At 31.6% G+C, this 19,975-nt stretch carries 27 protein-coding genes, 1 other RNA gene and 1 pseudogene; 5 read left to right on the forward strand and 24 right to left on the reverse strand.

Annotated elements, in window-relative coordinates; genetic code table 11:
• Positions 1–528: 528 nt before the first annotated feature.
• The 3 genes from CLCY_RS04120 to ymfI form a co-directional block, all read right to left on the reverse strand.
• Positions 529–816, reverse strand: coding sequence for a pro-sigmaK processing inhibitor BofA family protein (locus CLCY_RS04120; protein ID WP_048569879.1), 288 nt, complete (start codon positions 814–816; stop codon positions 529–531).
• A 55-nt stretch (positions 817–871) separates the two neighbouring features.
• Complete coding sequence (locus tag CLCY_RS04125) at positions 872–1,147, reverse strand: DUF2508 family protein (RefSeq protein ID WP_048569880.1); 276 nt, start codon at positions 1,145–1,147, stop codon at positions 872–874.
• A gap of 65 nt (positions 1,148–1,212) precedes the next feature.
• Complete coding sequence (ymfI, locus tag CLCY_RS04130) at positions 1,213–1,950, reverse strand: elongation factor P 5-aminopentanone reductase (protein ID WP_048569881.1); 738 nt, start codon at positions 1,948–1,950, stop codon at positions 1,213–1,215.
• Positions 1,951–2,314: 364 nt separating this feature from the next.
• Between ymfI and CLCY_RS13740 the strand changes: the two genes are divergently transcribed.
• Positions 2,315–2,479 carry a hypothetical protein gene (locus CLCY_RS13740; protein WP_161797103.1) on the forward strand — a complete coding sequence of 55 codons (165 nt, stop codon included), beginning with the start codon at positions 2,315–2,317 and terminating at the stop codon, positions 2,477–2,479.
• A gap of 44 nt (positions 2,480–2,523) precedes the next feature.
• Here CLCY_RS13740 and CLCY_RS04135 read toward each other — a convergent pair whose 3' ends face one another.
• Positions 2,524–2,964 (reverse strand): YiiD C-terminal domain-containing protein, encoded by a 441-nt coding sequence (locus tag CLCY_RS04135; RefSeq protein ID WP_048569882.1) that lies wholly within the window; start codon positions 2,962–2,964, stop codon positions 2,524–2,526.
• 611 nt (positions 2,965–3,575) lie between these two features.
• Here CLCY_RS04135 and CLCY_RS13955 point away from each other — a divergent pair.
• Positions 3,576–3,911: pseudogene (locus CLCY_RS13955) on the forward strand (YmaF family protein); the annotation flags it as partial.
• 36 nt (positions 3,912–3,947) lie between these two features.
• On the opposite strand, the gene CLCY_RS04145 reads toward CLCY_RS13955, so the two are convergent.
• The 10 genes from CLCY_RS04145 to CLCY_RS04185 form a co-directional block, all read right to left on the reverse strand.
• Positions 3,948–4,493, reverse strand: coding sequence for a GNAT family N-acetyltransferase (locus CLCY_RS04145; RefSeq protein WP_048569883.1), 546 nt, complete (start codon positions 4,491–4,493; stop codon positions 3,948–3,950).
• Between the two features lie 60 nt (positions 4,494–4,553).
• Positions 4,554–4,919 (reverse strand): hypothetical protein, encoded by a 366-nt coding sequence (locus CLCY_RS04150; RefSeq protein WP_048569884.1) that lies wholly within the window; start codon positions 4,917–4,919, stop codon positions 4,554–4,556.
• Positions 4,920–5,027: 108 nt separating this feature from the next.
• Positions 5,028–5,267: a hypothetical protein gene (locus CLCY_RS04155; RefSeq protein ID WP_048569885.1), complete on the reverse strand. Its 240-nt coding sequence runs from the start codon at positions 5,265–5,267 to the stop codon at positions 5,028–5,030.
• A 136-nt stretch (positions 5,268–5,403) separates the two neighbouring features.
• Positions 5,404–5,541, reverse strand: a complete 138-nt coding sequence (locus tag CLCY_RS13745) for a hypothetical protein (RefSeq protein WP_161797104.1) — start codon at positions 5,539–5,541, stop codon at positions 5,404–5,406.
• Between the two features lie 154 nt (positions 5,542–5,695).
• Positions 5,696–5,887, reverse strand: a complete 192-nt coding sequence (locus CLCY_RS04160) for a hypothetical protein (protein WP_048569886.1) — start codon at positions 5,885–5,887, stop codon at positions 5,696–5,698.
• 84 nt (positions 5,888–5,971) lie between these two features.
• Complete coding sequence (locus CLCY_RS04165) at positions 5,972–6,235, reverse strand: hypothetical protein (protein ID WP_048569887.1); 264 nt, start codon at positions 6,233–6,235, stop codon at positions 5,972–5,974.
• Positions 6,236–6,277: 42 nt separating this feature from the next.
• Positions 6,278–6,598 (reverse strand): hypothetical protein, encoded by a 321-nt coding sequence (locus CLCY_RS04170; RefSeq protein ID WP_048569888.1) that lies wholly within the window; start codon positions 6,596–6,598, stop codon positions 6,278–6,280.
• 112 nt (positions 6,599–6,710) lie between these two features.
• Positions 6,711–6,923, reverse strand: a complete 213-nt coding sequence (locus tag CLCY_RS04175; protein WP_048569889.1) for a DUF6366 family protein — start codon at positions 6,921–6,923, stop codon at positions 6,711–6,713.
• Between the two features lie 162 nt (positions 6,924–7,085).
• On the reverse strand, positions 7,086–7,418 hold the full coding sequence (locus CLCY_RS04180; RefSeq protein WP_048569890.1) for a hypothetical protein: 333 nt from the start codon (positions 7,416–7,418) through the stop codon (positions 7,086–7,088).
• A 178-nt stretch (positions 7,419–7,596) separates the two neighbouring features.
• Positions 7,597–8,025 (reverse strand): hypothetical protein, encoded by a 429-nt coding sequence (locus tag CLCY_RS04185; protein WP_048569891.1) that lies wholly within the window; start codon positions 8,023–8,025, stop codon positions 7,597–7,599.
• A gap of 146 nt (positions 8,026–8,171) precedes the next feature.
• Between CLCY_RS04185 and CLCY_RS04190 the strand changes: the two genes are divergently transcribed.
• Both CLCY_RS04190 and CLCY_RS04195 read left to right on the forward strand, forming a co-directional pair.
• Positions 8,172–8,594: a MarR family winged helix-turn-helix transcriptional regulator gene (locus CLCY_RS04190; RefSeq protein ID WP_048569892.1), complete on the forward strand. Its 423-nt coding sequence runs from the start codon at positions 8,172–8,174 to the stop codon at positions 8,592–8,594.
• Between the two features lie 2 nt (positions 8,595–8,596).
• A complete protein-coding gene (locus CLCY_RS04195) occupies positions 8,597–9,448 on the forward strand; it encodes an SDR family oxidoreductase (protein ID WP_048569893.1) in 852 nt (283 codons plus the stop codon).
• 122 nt (positions 9,449–9,570) lie between these two features.
• Here the strand turns inward: CLCY_RS04195 and recR are convergent, their stop codons facing one another.
• The 5 genes from recR to CLCY_RS04215 all read right to left on the reverse strand — a co-directional run bounded on the left by recR (position 9,571) and on the right by CLCY_RS04215 (position 14,570).
• Entirely contained in the window at positions 9,571–10,143 is a 573-nt protein-coding gene (recR, locus tag CLCY_RS04200) for a recombination mediator RecR (protein ID WP_048569981.1), read from the reverse strand.
• Between the two features lie 39 nt (positions 10,144–10,182).
• Positions 10,183–10,512 carry a YbaB/EbfC family nucleoid-associated protein gene (locus CLCY_RS04205; protein ID WP_048569894.1) on the reverse strand — a complete coding sequence of 110 codons (330 nt, stop codon included), beginning with the start codon at positions 10,510–10,512 and terminating at the stop codon, positions 10,183–10,185.
• Between the two features lie 69 nt (positions 10,513–10,581).
• Entirely contained in the window at positions 10,582–12,240 is a 1,659-nt protein-coding gene (dnaX, locus tag CLCY_RS04210) for a DNA polymerase III subunit gamma/tau (protein WP_152668096.1), read from the reverse strand.
• Positions 12,241–12,345: 105 nt separating this feature from the next.
• An RNA gene (gene ffs / locus CLCY_RS13450) (signal recognition particle sRNA large type) lies at positions 12,346–12,610 on the reverse strand.
• A gap of 244 nt (positions 12,611–12,854) precedes the next feature.
• A complete protein-coding gene (locus CLCY_RS04215; protein ID WP_048569895.1) occupies positions 12,855–14,570 on the reverse strand; it encodes a methyl-accepting chemotaxis protein in 1,716 nt (571 codons plus the stop codon).
• A gap of 1,031 nt (positions 14,571–15,601) precedes the next feature.
• Between CLCY_RS04215 and CLCY_RS04220 the strand changes: the two genes are divergently transcribed.
• Complete coding sequence (locus tag CLCY_RS04220; RefSeq protein ID WP_048569896.1) at positions 15,602–16,021, forward strand: C-GCAxxG-C-C family protein; 420 nt, start codon at positions 15,602–15,604, stop codon at positions 16,019–16,021.
• 126 nt (positions 16,022–16,147) lie between these two features.
• Here CLCY_RS04220 and CLCY_RS04225 read toward each other — a convergent pair whose 3' ends face one another.
• The 5 genes from CLCY_RS04225 to CLCY_RS04245 form a co-directional block, all read right to left on the reverse strand.
• On the reverse strand, positions 16,148–17,158 hold the full coding sequence (locus tag CLCY_RS04225) for an aminoglycoside phosphotransferase family protein (RefSeq protein ID WP_048569897.1): 1,011 nt from the start codon (positions 17,156–17,158) through the stop codon (positions 16,148–16,150).
• Positions 17,151–17,837 (reverse strand): TIGR04282 family arsenosugar biosynthesis glycosyltransferase, encoded by a 687-nt coding sequence (locus CLCY_RS04230; protein ID WP_053083261.1) that lies wholly within the window; start codon positions 17,835–17,837, stop codon positions 17,151–17,153. Before CLCY_RS04230 ends, CLCY_RS04225 begins: the two co-directional genes overlap by 8 nt.
• Positions 17,838–17,843: 6 nt before the next feature.
• Positions 17,844–18,518, reverse strand: a complete 675-nt coding sequence (locus CLCY_RS04235; RefSeq protein WP_048569898.1) for a TIGR04283 family arsenosugar biosynthesis glycosyltransferase — start codon at positions 18,516–18,518, stop codon at positions 17,844–17,846.
• Between the two features lie 79 nt (positions 18,519–18,597).
• The gene (arsS, locus tag CLCY_RS04240; RefSeq protein WP_048569899.1) at positions 18,598–19,578 is read right to left on the reverse strand and encodes an arsenosugar biosynthesis radical SAM (seleno)protein ArsS; all 981 of its coding nucleotides are present in this window, start codon (positions 19,576–19,578) and stop codon (positions 18,598–18,600) included.
• Between the two features lie 12 nt (positions 19,579–19,590).
• Positions 19,591–19,923, reverse strand: coding sequence for an arsenosugar biosynthesis-associated peroxidase-like protein (locus tag CLCY_RS04245; RefSeq protein ID WP_048569900.1), 333 nt, complete (start codon positions 19,921–19,923; stop codon positions 19,591–19,593).
• Positions 19,924–19,975: the final 52 nt, after the last annotated feature.

Below are 19,975 nucleotides of genomic sequence, written 5' to 3' on the forward strand. Positions count from 1 at the left end.
ACACACAAAATTATTGTACGCTCGCTATAGTTACTGTTTAGTTTTCAATGACCAAGTGTTTTATTATTGTAAAACATAATTTTCATTCTGTCAACTATGTTTTTCAATTTTATTTTGTGAAGCTAAGTTTTTCTTTCGCTTCATCACCGGTTGTTCCCGGCGACAAGATATATCTTACCACATGGCTATATATCTGTATATATTAATACATGACTATAATGATGTTACAGCATAAATACTATAGATAACTTCTATATACTAACTCTTTCACAGGTCAACACCCTAGGAACAGTTGTAGCGCAAAACCGTCTATTAATACAATATAATCACTTTCAAATAGATTAACTTCTAATCTCTTTAAGTATTATGAACCTATTTTTCAAGTTTTATTCACATAAGATAAAAAGTTTTTGTTTCTTTTTTTATTTTAATCATGCTAAAAATAAAAAAGAGATCTTTACTTAACATATCTACTCATCTTAGTAGTAGATATACTTTAAAGATCTCTCAAACTTATATCACTAATTGTTACATAGGATATATAGCGTATTTTGCTATGTATATAAGAGCCATTCCCGGTGCCTGTAGTAGGGCTATGATAGATGCAGTAACTGGATTTAGTGGGATACTAGCATCTATTCCTATATGTGGAGTTATATAATTTATCCCATATATAATCCCAATAGCAACTACAAATCTAAATGCCAACTTAACCATAATCCCATTTTTTACTCTAACGGATATAGCTATAGTTATAAGTATTGCCATTATTACTATGTACATTAACATATTCATATTGCCTAGCTGATTTAACACATTACACCTCCATAATTAAGTCATCTTAATTATGTTTATGCAACTACACCTTAGTTTATATTATGTCTTTGTTAGCTAATTCTTTTATTTTTTTAAGGAGATAGGATATTCTCTCCTCTTCCGCCTTTTCTCTATATATTGCGTATTCTACAAGTTCCCTGTCGGTTACAAACTCGTAGTATTTTCTTATGTTTTGCAACTGCACAATAGCAGACCTTGCTTCTTCAATAAGGGATTCTAAAACTTCTTCTTTAGAACCTTTTTTTAACTTACTCTTCCTTATTCCTCTACTTAAAAGCTCAGAGGTTTGTAGTACTGCTTTATTTTCCATATATAAAGCCCCCCTTTCTTTAGCTTAGATTCTATCCAACCTAAAGAAGCTTTATACATTTTATACTAGATAACAAAACCTCCATTGGGACTTATAACTTGTCCAGTTATAAAATCAGAATCATCTGATGCTAAAAAATATACACACTTAGCTACATCCTCAGGGGTTCCAAGTCTCATTAAAGGAGTTTCATACTTAAGATCATTTAAATCATCCTCTGTAAATCCTTTAAGCATATCTGTTTGAATAACTCCAGGTGCTACCGCATTTACTTGAATATTGGATGGCCCAACTTCCTTAGCTAAAGCCTTAGTCATTCCTATGACCCCTGCTTTTGCTACTGAGTAGTGAACCTCACAGGATGCTCCAACCATTCCCCACATTGAAGAAATATTAATTATTTTCCCCTTCTTTTCTGAAATCATATATTCTAGGGCCTTTTGACTACAGTAAAACATGCTTTTAAGATTACTGTTCATCATATTATCCCAATCCTCATCTGTTATATCTATAAAAAGTTTTTCCTGACTGATTCCTGCATTATTAATAAGTACGTCAATTGAACCAAAGTTCCTAATACAAAAATCTATCATGGAATTAACTTCTTCTCTACTACACACATTAGCTTTAAACACCTTAGCGCTATATCCTCTATTCTCTAGTGATTCACACAGGCTTAATGCTTCATCTTCTGAATTGTTATAATTAATTACTACATTATATCCCTTTTCACTAAAAAGCTTTGCACATGCTGCCCCTATTCCACGGGACGCTCCTGTTATTAAAACCGTCTTACAATTCATAAAAAAATCTCCCTCATTTTCCATCCATCTATTTTAAAGTCTTAATTTTAATATATAAAATTGGATCTAAATATGCAGAACTTATTAAAACATATACATCTATAGTAATATTAATCAAAATTCTAAGCAAAACATCCTTTAGTATTCTCTTCATGGTAATAATAATCCCTTTCTAAGGTGAATTAAAACTACAAATAATGTACAAACTAATAAGCATATCCTTATTTTCATTAATTATAGGATACACATTACAGCTATTTTATGATATGTACTTTATCACTATAAATAAATTTTAAAATAATATGTTTTTATCACTTTCTGACTTATATAACTATACTATATATGTATAAGGGGGCTTGATAAAATGTCAAGAGAACTTTCTGATTTTGAAAGATCTAAAATGATTAAATACTTATCAGAGGAAGTAGAAGCTTATAATGTAGATAATAACTTTGGGTCTTTACCTACTCCAATTTTAGAGTCTATATATGACTATTTTATTGCCACAGATGTTAATAACAAAAAATAAAAAAGGAGGGACTTCCCTCCTTTTATTAATTATATAAATTATTTTTATTTAAATGCTATGTATTGTCCATGATAATCTGCAAGTAGTGTATCATCTTCATAACAAGAAACTTTTAAATTTAATCTTCCTTTTCCATGCTTATTATACATTTGTATAAATCTTTTCTTACTCTCTTCATCAGCCAAATTGCATTCTGCTGTAAAATCTCCAGTAATGGGAAGTAAGTAATTTATATTGCTTTTTTGAATAACTATATGAGCCTCAGGATCTATCTTCTTAATAGTTATAAATACCATCCCCCAACCACAAATAGTCATAAGCGTATTTATACTTCCACCAAAGGCTGTTGATTTGTGATTTATATTTGGTTCAAACTTAGCTGATACTTTTACTTTTGATGGTGTGAACTCTATTACACTAATACCCATTGCCTTTGTAATTGGTATTTGCTCATGTAACAACTTTTCAAATTCATGCTTATCCATAAAGACCCTCCATTCCACTTAAATATATTATTCAGTTTTCACCTTCTTCTTATATTAGATTATAAGCACTTTTCTCACTTTATATAATTCTAAACTAACCTATTAATAGATTTATTCTTCATCTCTTTTTCGCTTCATTTGGAAAAATCCTCTCTTGCAAACAATTAGTAACAATATCTTATTGTACTTAATATTTCAATCTTGCTTGTAACCTATATTCATAATGCTCATATTATGAAGCACAAAAATGATAAGGAAATGCCTACCTTATATTTTTGTAACAATTATTCACAACACTCATATTATAAAGCACAAAAATGATAAAGAAATGCTTACCTTATGTTTTTGTAACAATTATTCATAACACTCATATTATAAAGCAGAAAAAACCAAAAGGAGCTGATTTTTTTATGTCATGGAATCAAAACGATGTAAAAGGAATAAGAGATGAAAGAGATGACGATTATGTAAGAGGTGACAGAGATAACAGATGTGATAGGGATGTAAGAGGCGATAGAGATGACAGATATGATGGAGATGTAAGAGGCGACAGAGATGACAGATATGATGGAGACGTAAGAGGCGACAGAGATAAAAGATGTGATAGGGATGACAGAAGACAAAGACACGTTCACGAATTCCAAGGTAGTACAAGACTTGCTGAACTAGGTGAAAGAGACGTTCATAATCATCGTTTCACTGGTGTAAGTGGTCCAGCGATTGGACCACTTAGCCGTCATGTTCACCGTATTGAAACAAGAACTGATACTTTCGTTGAGCATCAGCATAAAATTATTGATGTCTTCACTGGTCCACCAATATGGGTATCAAGAACTAGACACGTGCACTTTGTATATGGCGTTACAACATGTAATGATGGACACAGACACACATTCGTTCTTGCTACTCTAATCGAAAACCCTATTGCAAGAGATAAACATTGTTAATTTAATAATATCCCCTAGGGACATAAAGTAACTACTTTATGTCCCTCTTTTTACTGGATTCTTGTTTCCTAATGATTTTAAACTATTCACATACCTCACATTTACTAACTGTTTTTGCATAACTTCAAAATAATACTTATCATCATTACATTTAAATCCATTCTTTTCATAGAATAGTCTTGCTTTATCATTTTCCTCTAATACCCACAAGTAAATGTTTTTATACCCAAGCTCTTTCATATCTATTAAAACATTATCTAATAGTTTTTGTCCGTATCCTTTGTGAAAATAATCAGGAAGCAAGTATATAGATACAATTTCACCCCAATTAAGTAGTTTTTCATCCCTTGACTTTCCATAGATAGCACAGCCTATAGGCTTTTCATTTTCATAGATTATCTTAGCTTTCAAATCATCACTTCTAATCCAATTTTCAAAAGCTTCTACCCAAAAGTCATTTTTAAGATCATCTAGATACCTCTGTGGTACAAGTTCTTTATATGCGGACTTCCAACTAAGGGCATGAATATTACTAATAACCTTCGCATCTTCAACAACTGCTTGTCTTATTTTTAGACTCAATTATTTCACCTTCTCCCTAATTAATACTTATGAATTCTATTTAATAAACTAAACTATAAATTAATCTCTTTTACTAATTTCATCTGTTATTAATGATTTTGAGATATACATCGCTTCTATTATGTTCTTAAAACGGGTGTGATGAGATGTGCCCTCCTCAAATTTTAACTGTGCCTTTTCACATTTGCTGATAACTGAAGATACTGGGCGTAGTGCTTCTATCAATTCTTCTTTTGTATATTTGTCTATAATATTTTCATTTGTTATTAGTGATCTTGAAATATACATTGCTTTTATTCTATTCTTAAGGAGTGTGTGATGAGATGTACCCTCTGCAAATTTTATCTGCATTTTTTTACACTTACTTATAGTTGAAGATACAACTCGTAGCGCTTCTGCTAATTCTTCTCTTGTATATTTGTTCATATAACTTCACCTCAAATTACTATTTATTAATTTGCTTTACATTTTAAGCATATTGAGGATTAAACTATATAAGTTATATCTAAAAAACGTCTGAAAACTAATATTAAATCAATGCCATGTTGTCTTATAAAATAAATTAAACTTAACTGCTGCTTTATACTGCTTACCCTTTACTGTATAACAAACATTATAAATTTCATCTCTCATACTTATCTTCTCTATATAACAAACTTCCCCACCAATACTATCTATATGGTTAGTTATTTTCTTCTTACAAACTATATTTCTCCATACTACTTCATATAATATTCCTGCTATTATAAATACTGCTATACCTATAAATTTCATCTAGGTAATTCACCTCCCTATATACAACTAAAACTTCTCTTATTTATTTTCCAGATTGTACACAAATGGTCAGTTAAAAATTAAATTTACTGGTTTTTTTACGTAATATGAGACTACTGTATATTTAAAATATAATTCAACTTCTTATTTCTTTAAAATTACAAACTATTCCTACAATAATAGCTATTCCAACACCTAAAGCAAAGTCTACTACAAAATCATCTTTAAAAACTTCAAGTGTAAATCCATGCTTTAACATTCTTCTTCCTAACACAACAAATACACCTATACTAAACCAATGTAAAGAGATTTTTAATGCTTTATTTATTTCACTTTTATCACCTTCTACATCCTTTTTGGCTTGAGAAAATCATTCTTATTTCAAGTTCAAAATATAAAACTATTATGATGTAATAAAATTACATGTTCTAATTTCTACTTTTTACATATTTCTTTCTATAAAAATATTCTATAAAATGAAATATATTTATAACCAAAATTGTCCAAATAGAAAGTTTTAAGGCTTTCATAATATCATTTTCAATCCAAAAGTATCCTAAAATAAACATTATTAAAAATTGTATTAATACACGTATAAGGGTCTTCTTAATATTATCCATTTTTTCACCCCATTTATTGGATTATTAACTTAAATAATATTCTTTTTATTTAATAAATGTTACACAATATAAAACGAATATGAATTAATTGATTTCTTTAACCCAATTTATAAATAAAACAGTGGAAAATGTTATAGACATTATAATTAAAGATATTCCTAATATTACTGGTGTATAAGTACACCCTAATATCATTTCATTGGATGTCTCCCATATACTTTCACCAATTGGTCTAGATAGACTAGTCGCAATATCATCTCCTTTAACAAAACCTATAAATGTCATTAAACTACCACTTAAAAATAATAGAAATGTTAAAACAATTGCTTGTTTTAGTTTTCTATTCATATGTATCCCCCCATTTTTTTATTAATACATAATACAAAACCATTATGACTTATTAGTTTTTTTATTTTGTTTAATAGCAAAAACAAATATTGCTAATGATAGATAAATTATTACTGGAGTAACCATACTGGTCATGTTATACCATATAGAAGTAGGTATAATAACTGCCATAGATGATAATAGGCAACCAATTATCATATTTCTAATTGAGCTTGAACATATAATGCCTTGAATGATAAAAATTATTGGGAATAATAAATATATTCCTAATAAAATATATTTACTCTCAGGGAACATAGAATCTATCCATATGAATGTAAATATCAATAGACTTGGTAGTATTGTTGAAAGAATCTTCTTCATAAACATACTCCTTTTAATAAAAATATTTTATAATATAAAATAATTGCTAATTAAAGATGTATAATATATAGTAGCTTTTCATCACAATATTCTACTATGCTTATGACTTAACTTAATTAGAAGTTCTTAAAAGAAAAAACAATATTCCAATAATTATAACTGTAGTGATAATCCTAATAAGGCAGCCGCCTCCTCCTTTTGTTAACTGGCTTAAGTCTCCTATCTTTGAATGGTTTATTGAATCCGCTAAGTTAATCATTGGATGTTTTTTATATTCTTCTATTTTGCGTTTCTCTTCCTTATCCTGTCCATCATTTATATTCATAATTTCACCTTCCTATTATTTAGTAAGTTAAATCGTATTTTCAAACTCTCATGAAATAAACCATAAAATTATAGTTTATAAGTATATAAATAAAAAATACCTCCAACCATTTTGGGTAATGCGGTATTTTAAAAACTATTATTACTTTTATATGAATACTTATTATATAATCTTTACATAGGTATAAACATATACAATACTTACAAATAAATATACTATGGTGTTTATTATGTTTATCCTATTTCTTTTTATTGAGAAAAAGTTAACCAACAGTAAGATAGTTGGTAGTATCCAAACACCAATTATGCTTGGTAATGTATAATTTACACTGCCATCAGCTGCCCACTGCATTGGCATATCCTTTGGAAGAAACTTCAATATAATTGCTGAGAAAATATAAAGGAAAATTATTATAGTGTAATTAAATTTTAATAGTCTTAAATTATTCCTAGAATACTTTTCATCTAGTATGCTTTCTAATGCCTTTCTTATCATATTATCCTCCTATCAAAACAAATCCCCATTACAATATATGGTAAATACTTAAATAGATTATATACATATACTTTAGAATATACAAATAAATTACTGAAAATTATAAGATTAATCTTTCTAAATAAAAAACAACATACTATATTACTCAATCATATAGCATGTTGTTCATTATTATCCTCTATAAAAACTTCTTCATTTCTTCAACGTTATCCTGCTCAAACTTTAATAGCCTATCTCCTAGTCCTCGTATATCCTCACTAGCATTACTATATTCCTTAAGCTTTTTCGTAATATCAACAATACCCATAGTACTTCCTCTAATCATCATTTCAGCAATATGGGATGAAGTCTTATCTCTAAGGGTATTAATGTTAATCATTAAATATGTAGATAACTTAGTAAGTAATCCAATTCCCTTACCTTCTTTATCATTTTCTTGAATCTTATTGTTTGCTATATCAAATATCTCATTATATTCTTTAAGTTGAGATTCTAATACTCTTTTAAATGACTCATCCTCTGAAATACCTAGTAGCTGATTAATTGTACTTTTACCCATTTCCGCATTTTGATATATATAGTTTAGAAATTCTATATTAGTATTCACTTACATCACCTCATACTTGGATTATCTGCAAAAATTATATTTTTATTCTTATTGATTAACTAGTTACACTTATTCTCTTATATTTGACAACTATATTCCAAACATATATGATATAGTTAACTAAGTTAACTATATTGAGGTGCTATATGGATAAAAACATGGAATATGCTATAGAGATAGTAACGCAATTTTGTAGAAATAATATGAACTTAAAAAGGAAACTACCTATTAGAGCAAGTGAGGTTGGCATTCTGATTTTTATTAAAAGATCAGAAAATGCTGTAACTCCAGTTTCTATAAGCGAATTTTTTAATATATCAAAGCCAGCAGTTACAGCTTCTATTACTTCACTCTATAAAAAGGGATACATCGAAAAGATTCCTATGCAAAGTGACAAAAGAAGCTTTCAGGTTATTCTAACTGAAAAGGCAATAAATTTAACTAATGACTTTTATGATGAGTATGTAAAGATAATTACTTTACTTGAGAAAGGACTTACAAAGGATGAATTTACACTTCTAATTAAATTATTAAAGAAATCAAATAGTATTTTAGAAGGGGGAAAATAGATATGAAAATATTAGTTACAGGCGCTAGTGGTAATGTAGGGGGTTATGTTACTCGTGAACTAATAAAACTAGGAGAAAGTGTTGTAGCCTCTGGTTCAAATGTAGACAGATTAAAAAAGACCTTTGGAGATAGCTGTGATGTAGTTTATTTTGACTTTAATGACAAGAATACATTTGATGAGGCATTAAAAGATGTAGATCGTGTATTTTTAATGAGGCCACCATCCCTTGGAAACCCCACAGCATTATACCCTTTTATAGATGCCCTAAAGAAACACAACATTAAGTTAGTATCATTTCTTTCACTAATGGGAGTTGAGAACAACCCGATTCCGCCACATGGAAAAATAGAAAAGTACATAGAGAAAATTGGACTTTCATACTCACATATTAGACCAGGGTTCTTCATGCAAAACATTTCTGGGATTCATTCTGATGAAATACGCAAAGAAGATAGAGTCTTCGTACCAGCAGGTAAAAGTAAAACAAGCTTCATAGATGCTACAGATATAGGCCTTGCAATAGCTAAGATTCTTCACAATTCATATGAGCACATAAATACTAAGTACACCTTAACAGGAAGTGAGTCTATTGACTACTATGAAGTTGCTAATATATTAAGTGAATGTCTTAAAAGAAAAATAATCTATGCAAATCCTTCTCTTCTAAGATACAGAAAACATTATATTAACAATCGAAAACTAGATAAAACCTATGTTAATGTAACAGTTATGCTTTATATAATGACAAGGCTAGGTACATCAAAGCATGTTACAAATGATTTTTTCAAAATTACAGGCAAGGAGCCTAATACTTTCAAAGAATTCGTCCTTAATAATCTAGATTGCTTTTAATAATAAAAAACTATAATTAATACATCCTCTACTACATTAGCATTTTATAGCAAACTTCCATAATTAAAAATGAGGCCACTGTCAGTCATAGACAGTGGCCTCGCTAAAAGTTTATATAAAAACTATAATTCTCTTCTTCCCTCAAGTGCCCTTGTTATAGTAACCTCATCAGTATACTCAAGGTCTCCTCCAACAGGTATCCCATGGGCTATTCTTGTTACCTTAATCCCAAGTGGTTTAAGCAGCCTTGATATATACATAGCTGTAGCCTCGCCTTCAACGTTAGGGTTAGTGGCAAGTATAACCTCCTTAACCTCTGGAGTCATTCTTGTAACAAGTTCCTTGATTTTTATATCATCTGGACCTATCCCTGATAGTGGAGATATAGCCCCTTGTAGTACGTGATACAGCCCTGGGAATTCCCTTGTTCTCTCCATTGCTATAACGTCCCTTGCATCCTCTACAACACATATAACCTCAGGTGTCCTTGACTTATTACTACATATCATACATGGGTCCTTATCTGTAAGGTTCCCACATACTGTACAGTAATTCGTCTTCTCCTTAGCTTCTATAATCGCCTCTGCAAGACGATTTACAGCGCTTTTTTCCATGCCTAATACATGAAAAGAAAGCCTCTGTGCTGTTTTGGATCCAATTCCTGGTAGTTTAGAGAATTCTTCAATTAATTTCATTATGGATTGTGGGTATATCACCTAAATTCCTCCCCTAGTCTAGAAAAGACCTGGCATGTTCATTCCGCCTGTAAGTTTACCCATAGTTGATCCCATTTCCTTGTCAGCATCGCTAATTGCTTTGTTAACTGCAGAAATTATAAGGTCTTGTAGCATTTCAACATCATCTGGGTCTACAACCTCTTCCTTAATGATTATATCAACAACTTCTTTCTTTCCATTAACCTTAGCAGTTACAGCTCCGCCACCAACAGTTGCTTCGAAGATCTTGCTTTCAACTTCTGCTTTGCTTTCCTCTAGTTGCTTTTGCATCTTTTGAGCCTGCTTTATTAAATTATTCATGTTTCCTGGCATTCCACCTTTAAACATAGGAAATCCCTCCTTAAATTCTAATTAAACTTATATACATTCCATTATATTGTAACATTCTAGTTTTTACTATTCAATTACCTCGACAAACTCTTCTCCAAGTAAACTTTTAGCCCTATTAATACTTTCATTAAAACTGTCATCTTCCCCTTTTTCGATAATAAACTTTAATCTTACAGGGGAGCTTATATATTTTTCGAAGTATTTTTGAAGGCCCTTTGTATAGTCAGGTTTTTCTAGTATGGTTTTACTAAAACTAAATTCATCTCTGAAACTTATATATATAGTGTTACCCTCTACTTTTTGCACCTTTCCATTAACAAGATGAGCATATACAGTCATTTTTTTATTGGCTCGAAGAATGTTAAGAACTTCAACTAAAGCTCCTTTAGCTTGCTGTTCTGACATAGAGCCTACCCCTTGAGATGCAGTATCCTCTTCTTCTTCAATTACACTTGGTGTAGAATTTGAATCATCAAGATTAGGACTTGTAACTTCAATGTCCTTAACTGCCTCACTAGCGGCTAACTCCGATCTCCTTTGAGGTACTTCCTTTTCCTTTTGAGGAGTGCTTCTAACAATACTTCCACTTTCTATAATATCCTCAAGTCTTGATATTCTCTTAAGTAAAGTTTCCGTGGATATGTCATATTCTCTTTTTGAGAATCTTATAATAGCCATCTCTAGAACTATTCTCCATTGTGATGTAAGCTTAATCTCCTGTTCAGCCTCAATAAATATGTTTATAGCTCTTACTATATCCTCATATCTTAGCTTTCTTGACTGTTCAAGTAAATCATTTACCGTATCAAGACCTATATCTATAGTATCCTCAGGGTTTTTGCTAACTCTAACCACTAAAAGGTTTCTAAGGTGCTTTATTATGTCCTTAATAAATTGCATTATGTCCTTACCTGACATCATTACAGAGTCTATTTCTCTAAGTGCTGAATCTATATTGCCATCAGACATGTAATCAATTAGATTGTATATAGCCTCTCTTCCTGTGATGCCAAGCATTTCCGATACGAGTTTTCTATCTACCCTTCCATCTCCCATGGATATCGCTTGATCTAGTATAGACAGACAATCTCTCATAGCTCCCTCTGAAACCTTAGCTATAAGTTTAAGCGCTTCGTCCTCAGCAAAAACACCCTTCATGTTTATTATATGCCTAAGTCTCAAAAAGGCGTCATCTCCTTTAATTCTTTTAAAGTCGAATCTTTGACACCTTGAAAGAATTGTTGCAGGTACCTTTTGAGGGTCTGTTGTTGCAAGTATGAATATAACATATGATGGAGGCTCTTCTATAGTCTTAAGTAGGGCATTAAATGCTTGAGTAGTTAACATATGAACCTCATCTATTATGTATACCTTATACCTTGCTGACTGTGGTGGATACTTTACTGTCTCTATTATATCTAGTGCATTTTCAAGCTTTCTATTTGATGCAGCATCCATCTCAACAACATCTAAAAGCGTTCCTTTATTTATTTCAATACATGCTGTGCACTCATTACAAGGACTTCCATCTATAGGTGTTAAACAGTTAACTGCCTTAGAAAAAATCTTCGCAGTAGATGTTTTACCTGTTCCACGGGTTCCTGTAAAAAGATAGGCATGTGCTATTCTATCTGAATTTATTTGATTCTTCAGGGTCGTTACTATATGATCTTGACCAATAATATCCTCAAATGATTTTGGTCTAAACTCCCTGTATAGTGCCATATATGACAAGGAAATCACCTCTTTAGTCAAATTAAGTAAAAATATAAGCATAAATAATAACTTGAAAAAATAAGTTAGTATTTATGCTTATATTATAATTAAAGGTCATGCACCACGCTTTGACTACACTGAACAAGCGTTACCGAGGCAGTTAGCTCGGACCAGGTTGTTCTACGGCACAGAGGAGATTCCGCTTATCGCTGCTTCCTTCCGGATCTGACGAGGTTCACAGATTCCTCTTGCGTAGGACCCAATCTTCAACACCACTTACCGCGGTCAGTCCTCACACAATGTAGCCTAGACGTGGAATTCAACCCTGCTGTAGCGGATTGCAGGTTACAGGGCACCGCTGCCTCCCCGTCTAGCATGACCAAATATATGCTATTAAAAAATAAACTATACAATTTATGTTTTAATGTGTTTTATAAATATAATTAAAACTAAACTGTAATATTATTATATGTTACAAAGTCTTAAAGGTCAAGGAAAAGCATATAACAATAAAAGCCTTTACACTACATATATCTCTGTTATTCCAGTAATAGTTTTCCTTATTCTTCTTATCCAAAAGTACCTTTAAATATCTAATCTATCTCTATCATAGTTAATGAAACTTACTCAGATAGTGTAAACTTGTTTACCATATTTAGCATTGAAAGTGACTTTTCTTGTAAGTCTATGGCAGCTCCCTCTACTTCTTCAGTAGATGAAGTAACCTCTTCACTAGATGCTGCTATCTCCTCAGCAGCTCCTGTAAATTCCTGTGATATAGATGATATCTCATTAACTCTTTCTACTATTTCTACCTTATCACTATTTAATTCCTCTATTTTAGCCCCTACTAGCTCAACCTTTGGTGCTATAGCCTCTATTGAATTAATAGTTAATCTAAAACTATCAATAGACTCTTGTATTTTGTCTATTTCACTTTCAAGTTCCTTACCTACGTTTTCAGTAGTCTCCTCCATAACCTTACTTTCTAAGGTTACAGTTTCAATTAACTTATTAATATCCTTAACAGAGTCCTTTGACTGCTCTGCAAGTTTTCTTACTTCATCTGAAACAACTGCAAATCCTCTACCAGACTCCCCTGCTCTAGCAGCCTCAATTGCAGCGTTAAGAGCTAAAAGATTTGTTTGTTCAGCAATTGAATTAATTAAGTTAGTTATATCTGATACCCTTACTATATTACTTGAAAGAATTGATACCTTATCACTTACATCTTCAAATGAGTGTTTAATCTCGTTAATTGAAAGTACTATATTTTCTAACTGAGTACTACTTTCCTTAGCACTACCCATAGCATCCTCTGTACTTTTATCAACATCTGTAATACTTTCTGTAATTGACTTTATATTTTGGCTAAAAATATCCATAGTAGCGTTAATTTCCTGTAGTTTTGCCGCCTGTACATTTGATCCTGCTGCTATTTCCTGCATTGCACCTGATACCTCTGCTGTAGCACTTGTTATTTGACCTGATGCTACTTTCAGTGAAGTCGATTTATCCTCAACAGAATGGGCTGAATCTATAACATCTCTAATAACCCTAGAGATATCATTTAATGCTGCCTTAACAAGTTTCTTCATTTGACCAAACTCACTTTTGTCCGGTGTGATTTTAACTGACAAGTCAAGCTTTGATACCCTTTCTAATATGTAAGCAAATTCTTTAATAGACTTTTTCATACTCCATACAAGAAATACAGAGCTTATACCTAATACAAACATAACACATAGCATTATACTAAATATTAGGTTTTTTGAGTCCTTCATAGACTTATCTATAATAACATTATTAGCCTTTAAAGTTATAAGGTTAGCTTTATCTGCCTTTGCCAAAGAAGCATCAACTTCCTCTGCCGCATCCTTAAGAGCATTTCTTTGCTCTATTGGAGCTATTTTACCATTTAAAATTCCTGCTCTAATTCCATCCCAAGTCTTATTATATATATCTACTTTATTAGTTACATCAGCCAAAGCATCTTTTTCTGCTTGGCTCACTATACCTAATTTAAGATAACTATTAACACTATCACTTATATTCTCATTTTTTTCCTTAATTATATTATACATTTGTGGCTCATACTCACCAAGAGTACCTTTTACAACTTGTATTCTCATTTCTAGCATGTCTGTTCTAATCTTGTTTATATATTCAGTGGACCTTGCTGTTATGGCAGATATTTCTCTGCTATCTCTAATAGTCTTTTGAGAATTCGCTATTGATACAATTCCTTGAGTTATAACTAAAATCATAGCTATTACCACTTCAATAATTATCATTGTGGAAAGTTTCATATTGCCCTGAATTTTATTTACATTAGCCACACCATTGCCCCCTTATAAAATAACTTCTATATTTGGTAGTTTATCACTAATTCCTGAGGTTTTTTTACATTTTAATACAACTTTAACACTAAATTAATATTGTCTAACCTTTATTAACATAATACATATTACCCATAAAAAAAGATTCCAAAGAAGTAAACAGCCTTTTAATCCTACTACTTCCCAGGAATCCTAAACACAACAGTACTCTACAATAGTTATAGTGCTATACAAAAAATAAAAAACAACGAACTACAAGCCCTATTGCAAGCAATTCGTTGTTAAGCAAACAAATTTAAAAATACTAATATTCTTTTTTTTATTACTTTTTATTTAACTATATCTTAATATTTCGACAACAGAAAGTCAATATAGATATCTATAGAAAAACCGAATATTAAGAATAGTATAAAGTTTAATGTAGGTTTTGATCCTGCAAGAGCTAGTACCTAGGTGTAAAACGGCGAGATCTTCGAAAAGAGCTTCTAATCCTCGACTCTATTGTTTTACACCTAGGTACTAGCCCTTTGCAATGATACTTTATGAGAAGGTATCTTTTAAGAGACTTTTAATCTTTATTAAAACCATATTTTCATTTTAAGAAGTATTACTTAATTTCTTTATATATTAATTTACTCACAATCCTAAAGTATAAACACTCAACCTTATCCACATTATCCACATAAAAATCAAAAGAAATCTAGGATATATACACAATTACATTTTGCTATGTAGATAAGGTCTCATAGCAAGTAGTGGTGCCTACGGCTAAAGCTATAGAGCCAAGAGTTAGATATTCTTATCCATGAAAATATCCTTAGACCTAGTAAAGAAGCATGTTTGAGCTTTTAGGCGAGTTTGCGCTGCACTTGGTCTAAGGGTATTTTCATAGATTAGAATATCTTCTCGAAGGTCTCGTAGTTTTAGACGTAGGCACCACTACTTGCTCGACCTCCCCCACATACAAAGTTTGACTTTTAACGCTTAATTATTTATACTTTCTTCAAAAACAATGTAAGGAAGTAGAAACTATGAAGGAAAAACAAATTCAAGATCTTTTTAGCGAGGGCTTTAACTGTTCTCAAATTGTATTAAGTAGTATGACAGAAAAGTTAGACCTTGATGATGCTACTGCCAAAAAGGTATCTGCTTGTTTTGGAAGTGGAATGCTTTGTCAAGGTACCTGCGGTGCTGTTACAGGGGCTTTAATGGCAATTGGTTTAAAGTATGGACAAGCTGTTCCAGGTGAAAGTGCAGACTCTACTGTGAAGTCATTACAATTTACTAGTAAATTCTCAGAAAAGCATAATGCTCTTACATGTAAGGAACTTTTAGGTTATAACCTTTTAGATGCAGATGATATGAATGTGATTCTTGAAAAGGGGTTATTTACTACAGTTTGTCCAAAGCTTGTATCTAGTTCAATTGAAATACTAGATGAATTAATTTAGCATTTACCATACAGCATGTTTACTCATAGAGTGTAAACTTTATATTTAACTAATTCCAATTCTTTAATATGTGCTATTTTTAAACATGCTGTATTATTCTTGTCATTTGTTTTCTTACCTTAATAATCAATGAAAATACTCATTTTCAATTCTATTTAGAAATTCAGCCTCTAAATATGCTTTTATCTTATTATAGGTAAATTCGTTTTTAATAAGTCTATTTGGGTCTTGATACTCTATCCACGCCATAGAACACCAGGTTACCCCTCTTAAACAGGTGAGTGGAAGATATATCTTAAACCTATCCCTTAAATCCTCAGTGTTAAACCTTCCATTTACAACCTTTATGTATTCATCAATAAATTCTTCCATTTCACTTTTTTCTAATATAACATCGGTTTTCCAAAAGGTAGTAGTAGGTGCTAGAAAATGAGCCAAGTCCTGAGCTACTTCTCCAAAGATAGGCTTCTCCCAATCAATTATATAATTGTCTTTACCCTCACCATTTATAAGAAAATTCCCTGAGTTAAGTTCAGTATTTATAATACTTCGCTTTCCTTCATATTCCTTTTCACTTTTTATTAATTCTTTTCCGTAACTTAAAAGTCTTTTTATCTGAGACTTTATCTTTTCGTCACCTAGCTTAGATTCTAGATATACCCTTGCCATAGAGTGACACTCCTCTATCATTGCCTCTAGAGGATTTCTTGGTGATATTAAACCATTAATCCCTTGAGCTTCAATACTATGTATATCAGCAAGGCAAGAAGCTGCAATTAATAAATCCTTTTTATAATCAAGAGGCACTCCATCTAGGAATTCCATTATAAGTACACCATAATCAAGGTCTTTAAGTGATCCATCTACATAGTAAACATTAGGAGTCCTTCCTGATTTATAAATAGCTTTTAAGGCGTTATATTCATATTCTATTTGATTATCTAGATGCATTTGGCTGCCTGTATTCACCCTTAGAAGTAGTTTTTTGTTTGTTGTTGGGTGGGTAAATATATAGTTAATGTTATACTCACCCTGTGCAAGCATTTTAAGCTCTAATTCACTTTCTAATGCAATATTTAATGCTTCTTTGAACTTTTCTGTAGCTATATATTCTTTTAATCCCCTAATTCTATGCATACTTCGTCCCACCTTTCTCCCCTTTATCCAAACTCTTTAAAAACTCAATCGTGCAATAACAGTTTGTTATTTCTCCTTTTTCTATACCTTCTTTAAGAGCCTTAAGATCTTCCTCTTCATCTATATCAAGACAAGTATCCACAAGTTCGTATGATAGATTCTCTTCCTTTATCTTTGATATTGTATTAGATAGCACATCACCTGTCCCATAAAACTGATTACTAAACACATTTTTATATGGTTTTTTCATTCCAACAAGATAATATCCCTTATCAAATGTTGGTCCAAGTACTACGTCACTTCTCTCAAGTGCTTTAAATGCATTTAGTATATACGTGGCCTTTAAACCTGGTACATCTGTCCCTAGAAGAATACAGGAGTAGTAGCCTTTACTAAGTACGGTTTCAATCGCATCTAACATTTTTTCCCCTAGATCTTCTCCTACTTGCACTTGATATTCATCATTTTCACCTATAAGTTCAACAAGTTTATGCTTATATCTTTTAGGTGTATAAAATATAAAGATATCCCTCTTAGTTTCTTTACATGTTTTGTAAATATCTTTAATAAAACTTCCATGAATCATTGCACACTGTTTTGGTGACAAGCACTTTTGTAGACGTGTTTTTGTTCTTCCCTTAATCGGCACTCTTGTAAATATAATAATTGCTTCTTTCATCCTTACTCACCTAACATCTTTATACATTCTATTAATCTCTTCGATGTTAACTCCCCTTCTATACATGCTTTGTAGTCTTTGCATTTTCCACATGGTAGAGAATATTCCACCCTTTATGAACCGTCTTGATGATGTTTTTATCCTACTATCTACCTGGCATATTCTATAGCTTTTTCGAAGCCTTAAGGACAGTTCATAATCCTCCATAATAGGGAGACTTGGAATACCTCCAACTTCATAGAAAACCTCTCTTTTCATAAAGATTCCTTGATCTCCAAATGCTATCTGTCGAAGCCTTACTCTTAGATTTGATAGGATACCACATATCTTCATCCATATACTACTTGAATCAAAAGCAATGTTAAAACATCCTACACTATATCCTTTATTTATCTTCTCCTCTATCTTAAGAAGTGCATCTTTTTGAAGAATACTATCACAGTGTAAAAAAAGTAAAACTTCTCCTACACTTACCTTCGCAGCAGTATTCATTTGATTGGCTCTTCCCTTTTTACTATTAACTATTTTGTGTTTATCTCCAATTATAGAAAGCGTTTTATCCTTACTTCCTCCATCACTAAATATAACCTCATAATCCCCTTTTAGACTCTTTATATTCTCTAGTAATAACTGAATATTTTCCTCTTCATTAAGCGTTGGAACAATTATAGAAAACTTCATTTTATATAACCTCGTCTTTAAATCTTTCCTAGTAAAAGAAAAGCATTCAAGTTAATACATCACCTGAATGCCCCTTATTTTATGTCGTTGATCCACCACAACTTGAACCACTACCTGCAGTACATGCATAACAGTGATTTCCAAGTTTAATTGTTCTTTTTCTAAGACCTTTCCCCTTTAGATCACTTATATGATTATCACCTTCTACTGTTACCTTAAGTGTCTGATTAAAGTCACAATCATAAATACTTCCATCATAGGATATAGAAATCTGATCTCTACACATCATACTCTCTACTGTAGCCGGGTTGAAACTATTTGAAAGCTTCTTCATGTACCCTTCTAAATTCCCACTATTTTTAAGGAATAACCCAAAACGTCCTACAGGGTTATTAGTGATCGTGAATAGATTATTGAATACTATTCCGTACTTATCTAATAATTTAACCTTATATTCACTTGTCATAGAATCCTGTGATGGAGGTAAAAATGCCCCTCCTGGATTATAAACTAAGTTAAGAACTAGATCCTTATCTACACCATATCCTAGTTCGTTTAACTGTCTTAACACCTCAATGCTTTTATCAAAGACACCATTTCCCCTTTGTCTATCAGCGTCCTTAGAACTGTAGTATGGAAGTGATGATACTACCTCTACCTTATACTTTTTATAAAGCTCTGGTATATGCTTATAACCATCTTCAGCAAGAATTACCAGATTAGAGCGGACAATCACCTTGCATCCTATATCACTTGCTTCCTTAAGTAACCACTCAAAGTTTGGATTCATCTCAGGTGCTCCACCTGTAATATCTAGAATAGAAAAGTTATTTTCTCTGAAAACATCTAAACAATCCTTCATAGTGTCTAGTGTCATAACCTCTGTTCTATGTGGCCCTCCCTCTACATGACAATGCTTACAAGAAAGATTACAAAGATATCCTACATTGATTTGCATTGTTTTTAAGGTTTCCTTTGTAGTACAAAGTTCTTTATCATTAACTCTTTCAATAAAATTTGGTATGTATTTTAAATCATTTAAAAAATTTTCCCCACTCATATTATACCTCAATTAAAATTCAAGTTTATTTGCAACATTTTTCATTTGAACACCATGAACTAAAGTAGCTCCAGCTTTTATAGCCGCTGCAACATGGATTGCTTCAATCATTTGGTTTTGGTTTACACCCTTTTCTAGGCATGTCTTAGTGTAAGATTCTATACAATATGGACATTGAACAGCATTTGCAACAGCTAGTGCAATAAGTGCTTTTTCCCTTGAAGTAAGTTCTCCCTCTGCAAAAACTTCTCCATAATACCCCATAAACTTTTCCCATGCCTTTGGAGCATTTTCTCCTATAGTTCCGAACTTTTCTAGATCCTCTGTATTATAGTAAGTGCTCATAAAACTATCCTCCATATTCTAAAAATTTGTTCTATTTTCCATCATAATACCC

Origin of the sequence: Clostridium cylindrosporum DSM 605, from assembly GCF_001047375.1 — a bacterium.
GTDB classification, from domain to species: Bacteria; Bacillota; Clostridia; order Clostridiales; family Caloramatoraceae; genus Clostridium_AB; species Clostridium_AB cylindrosporum.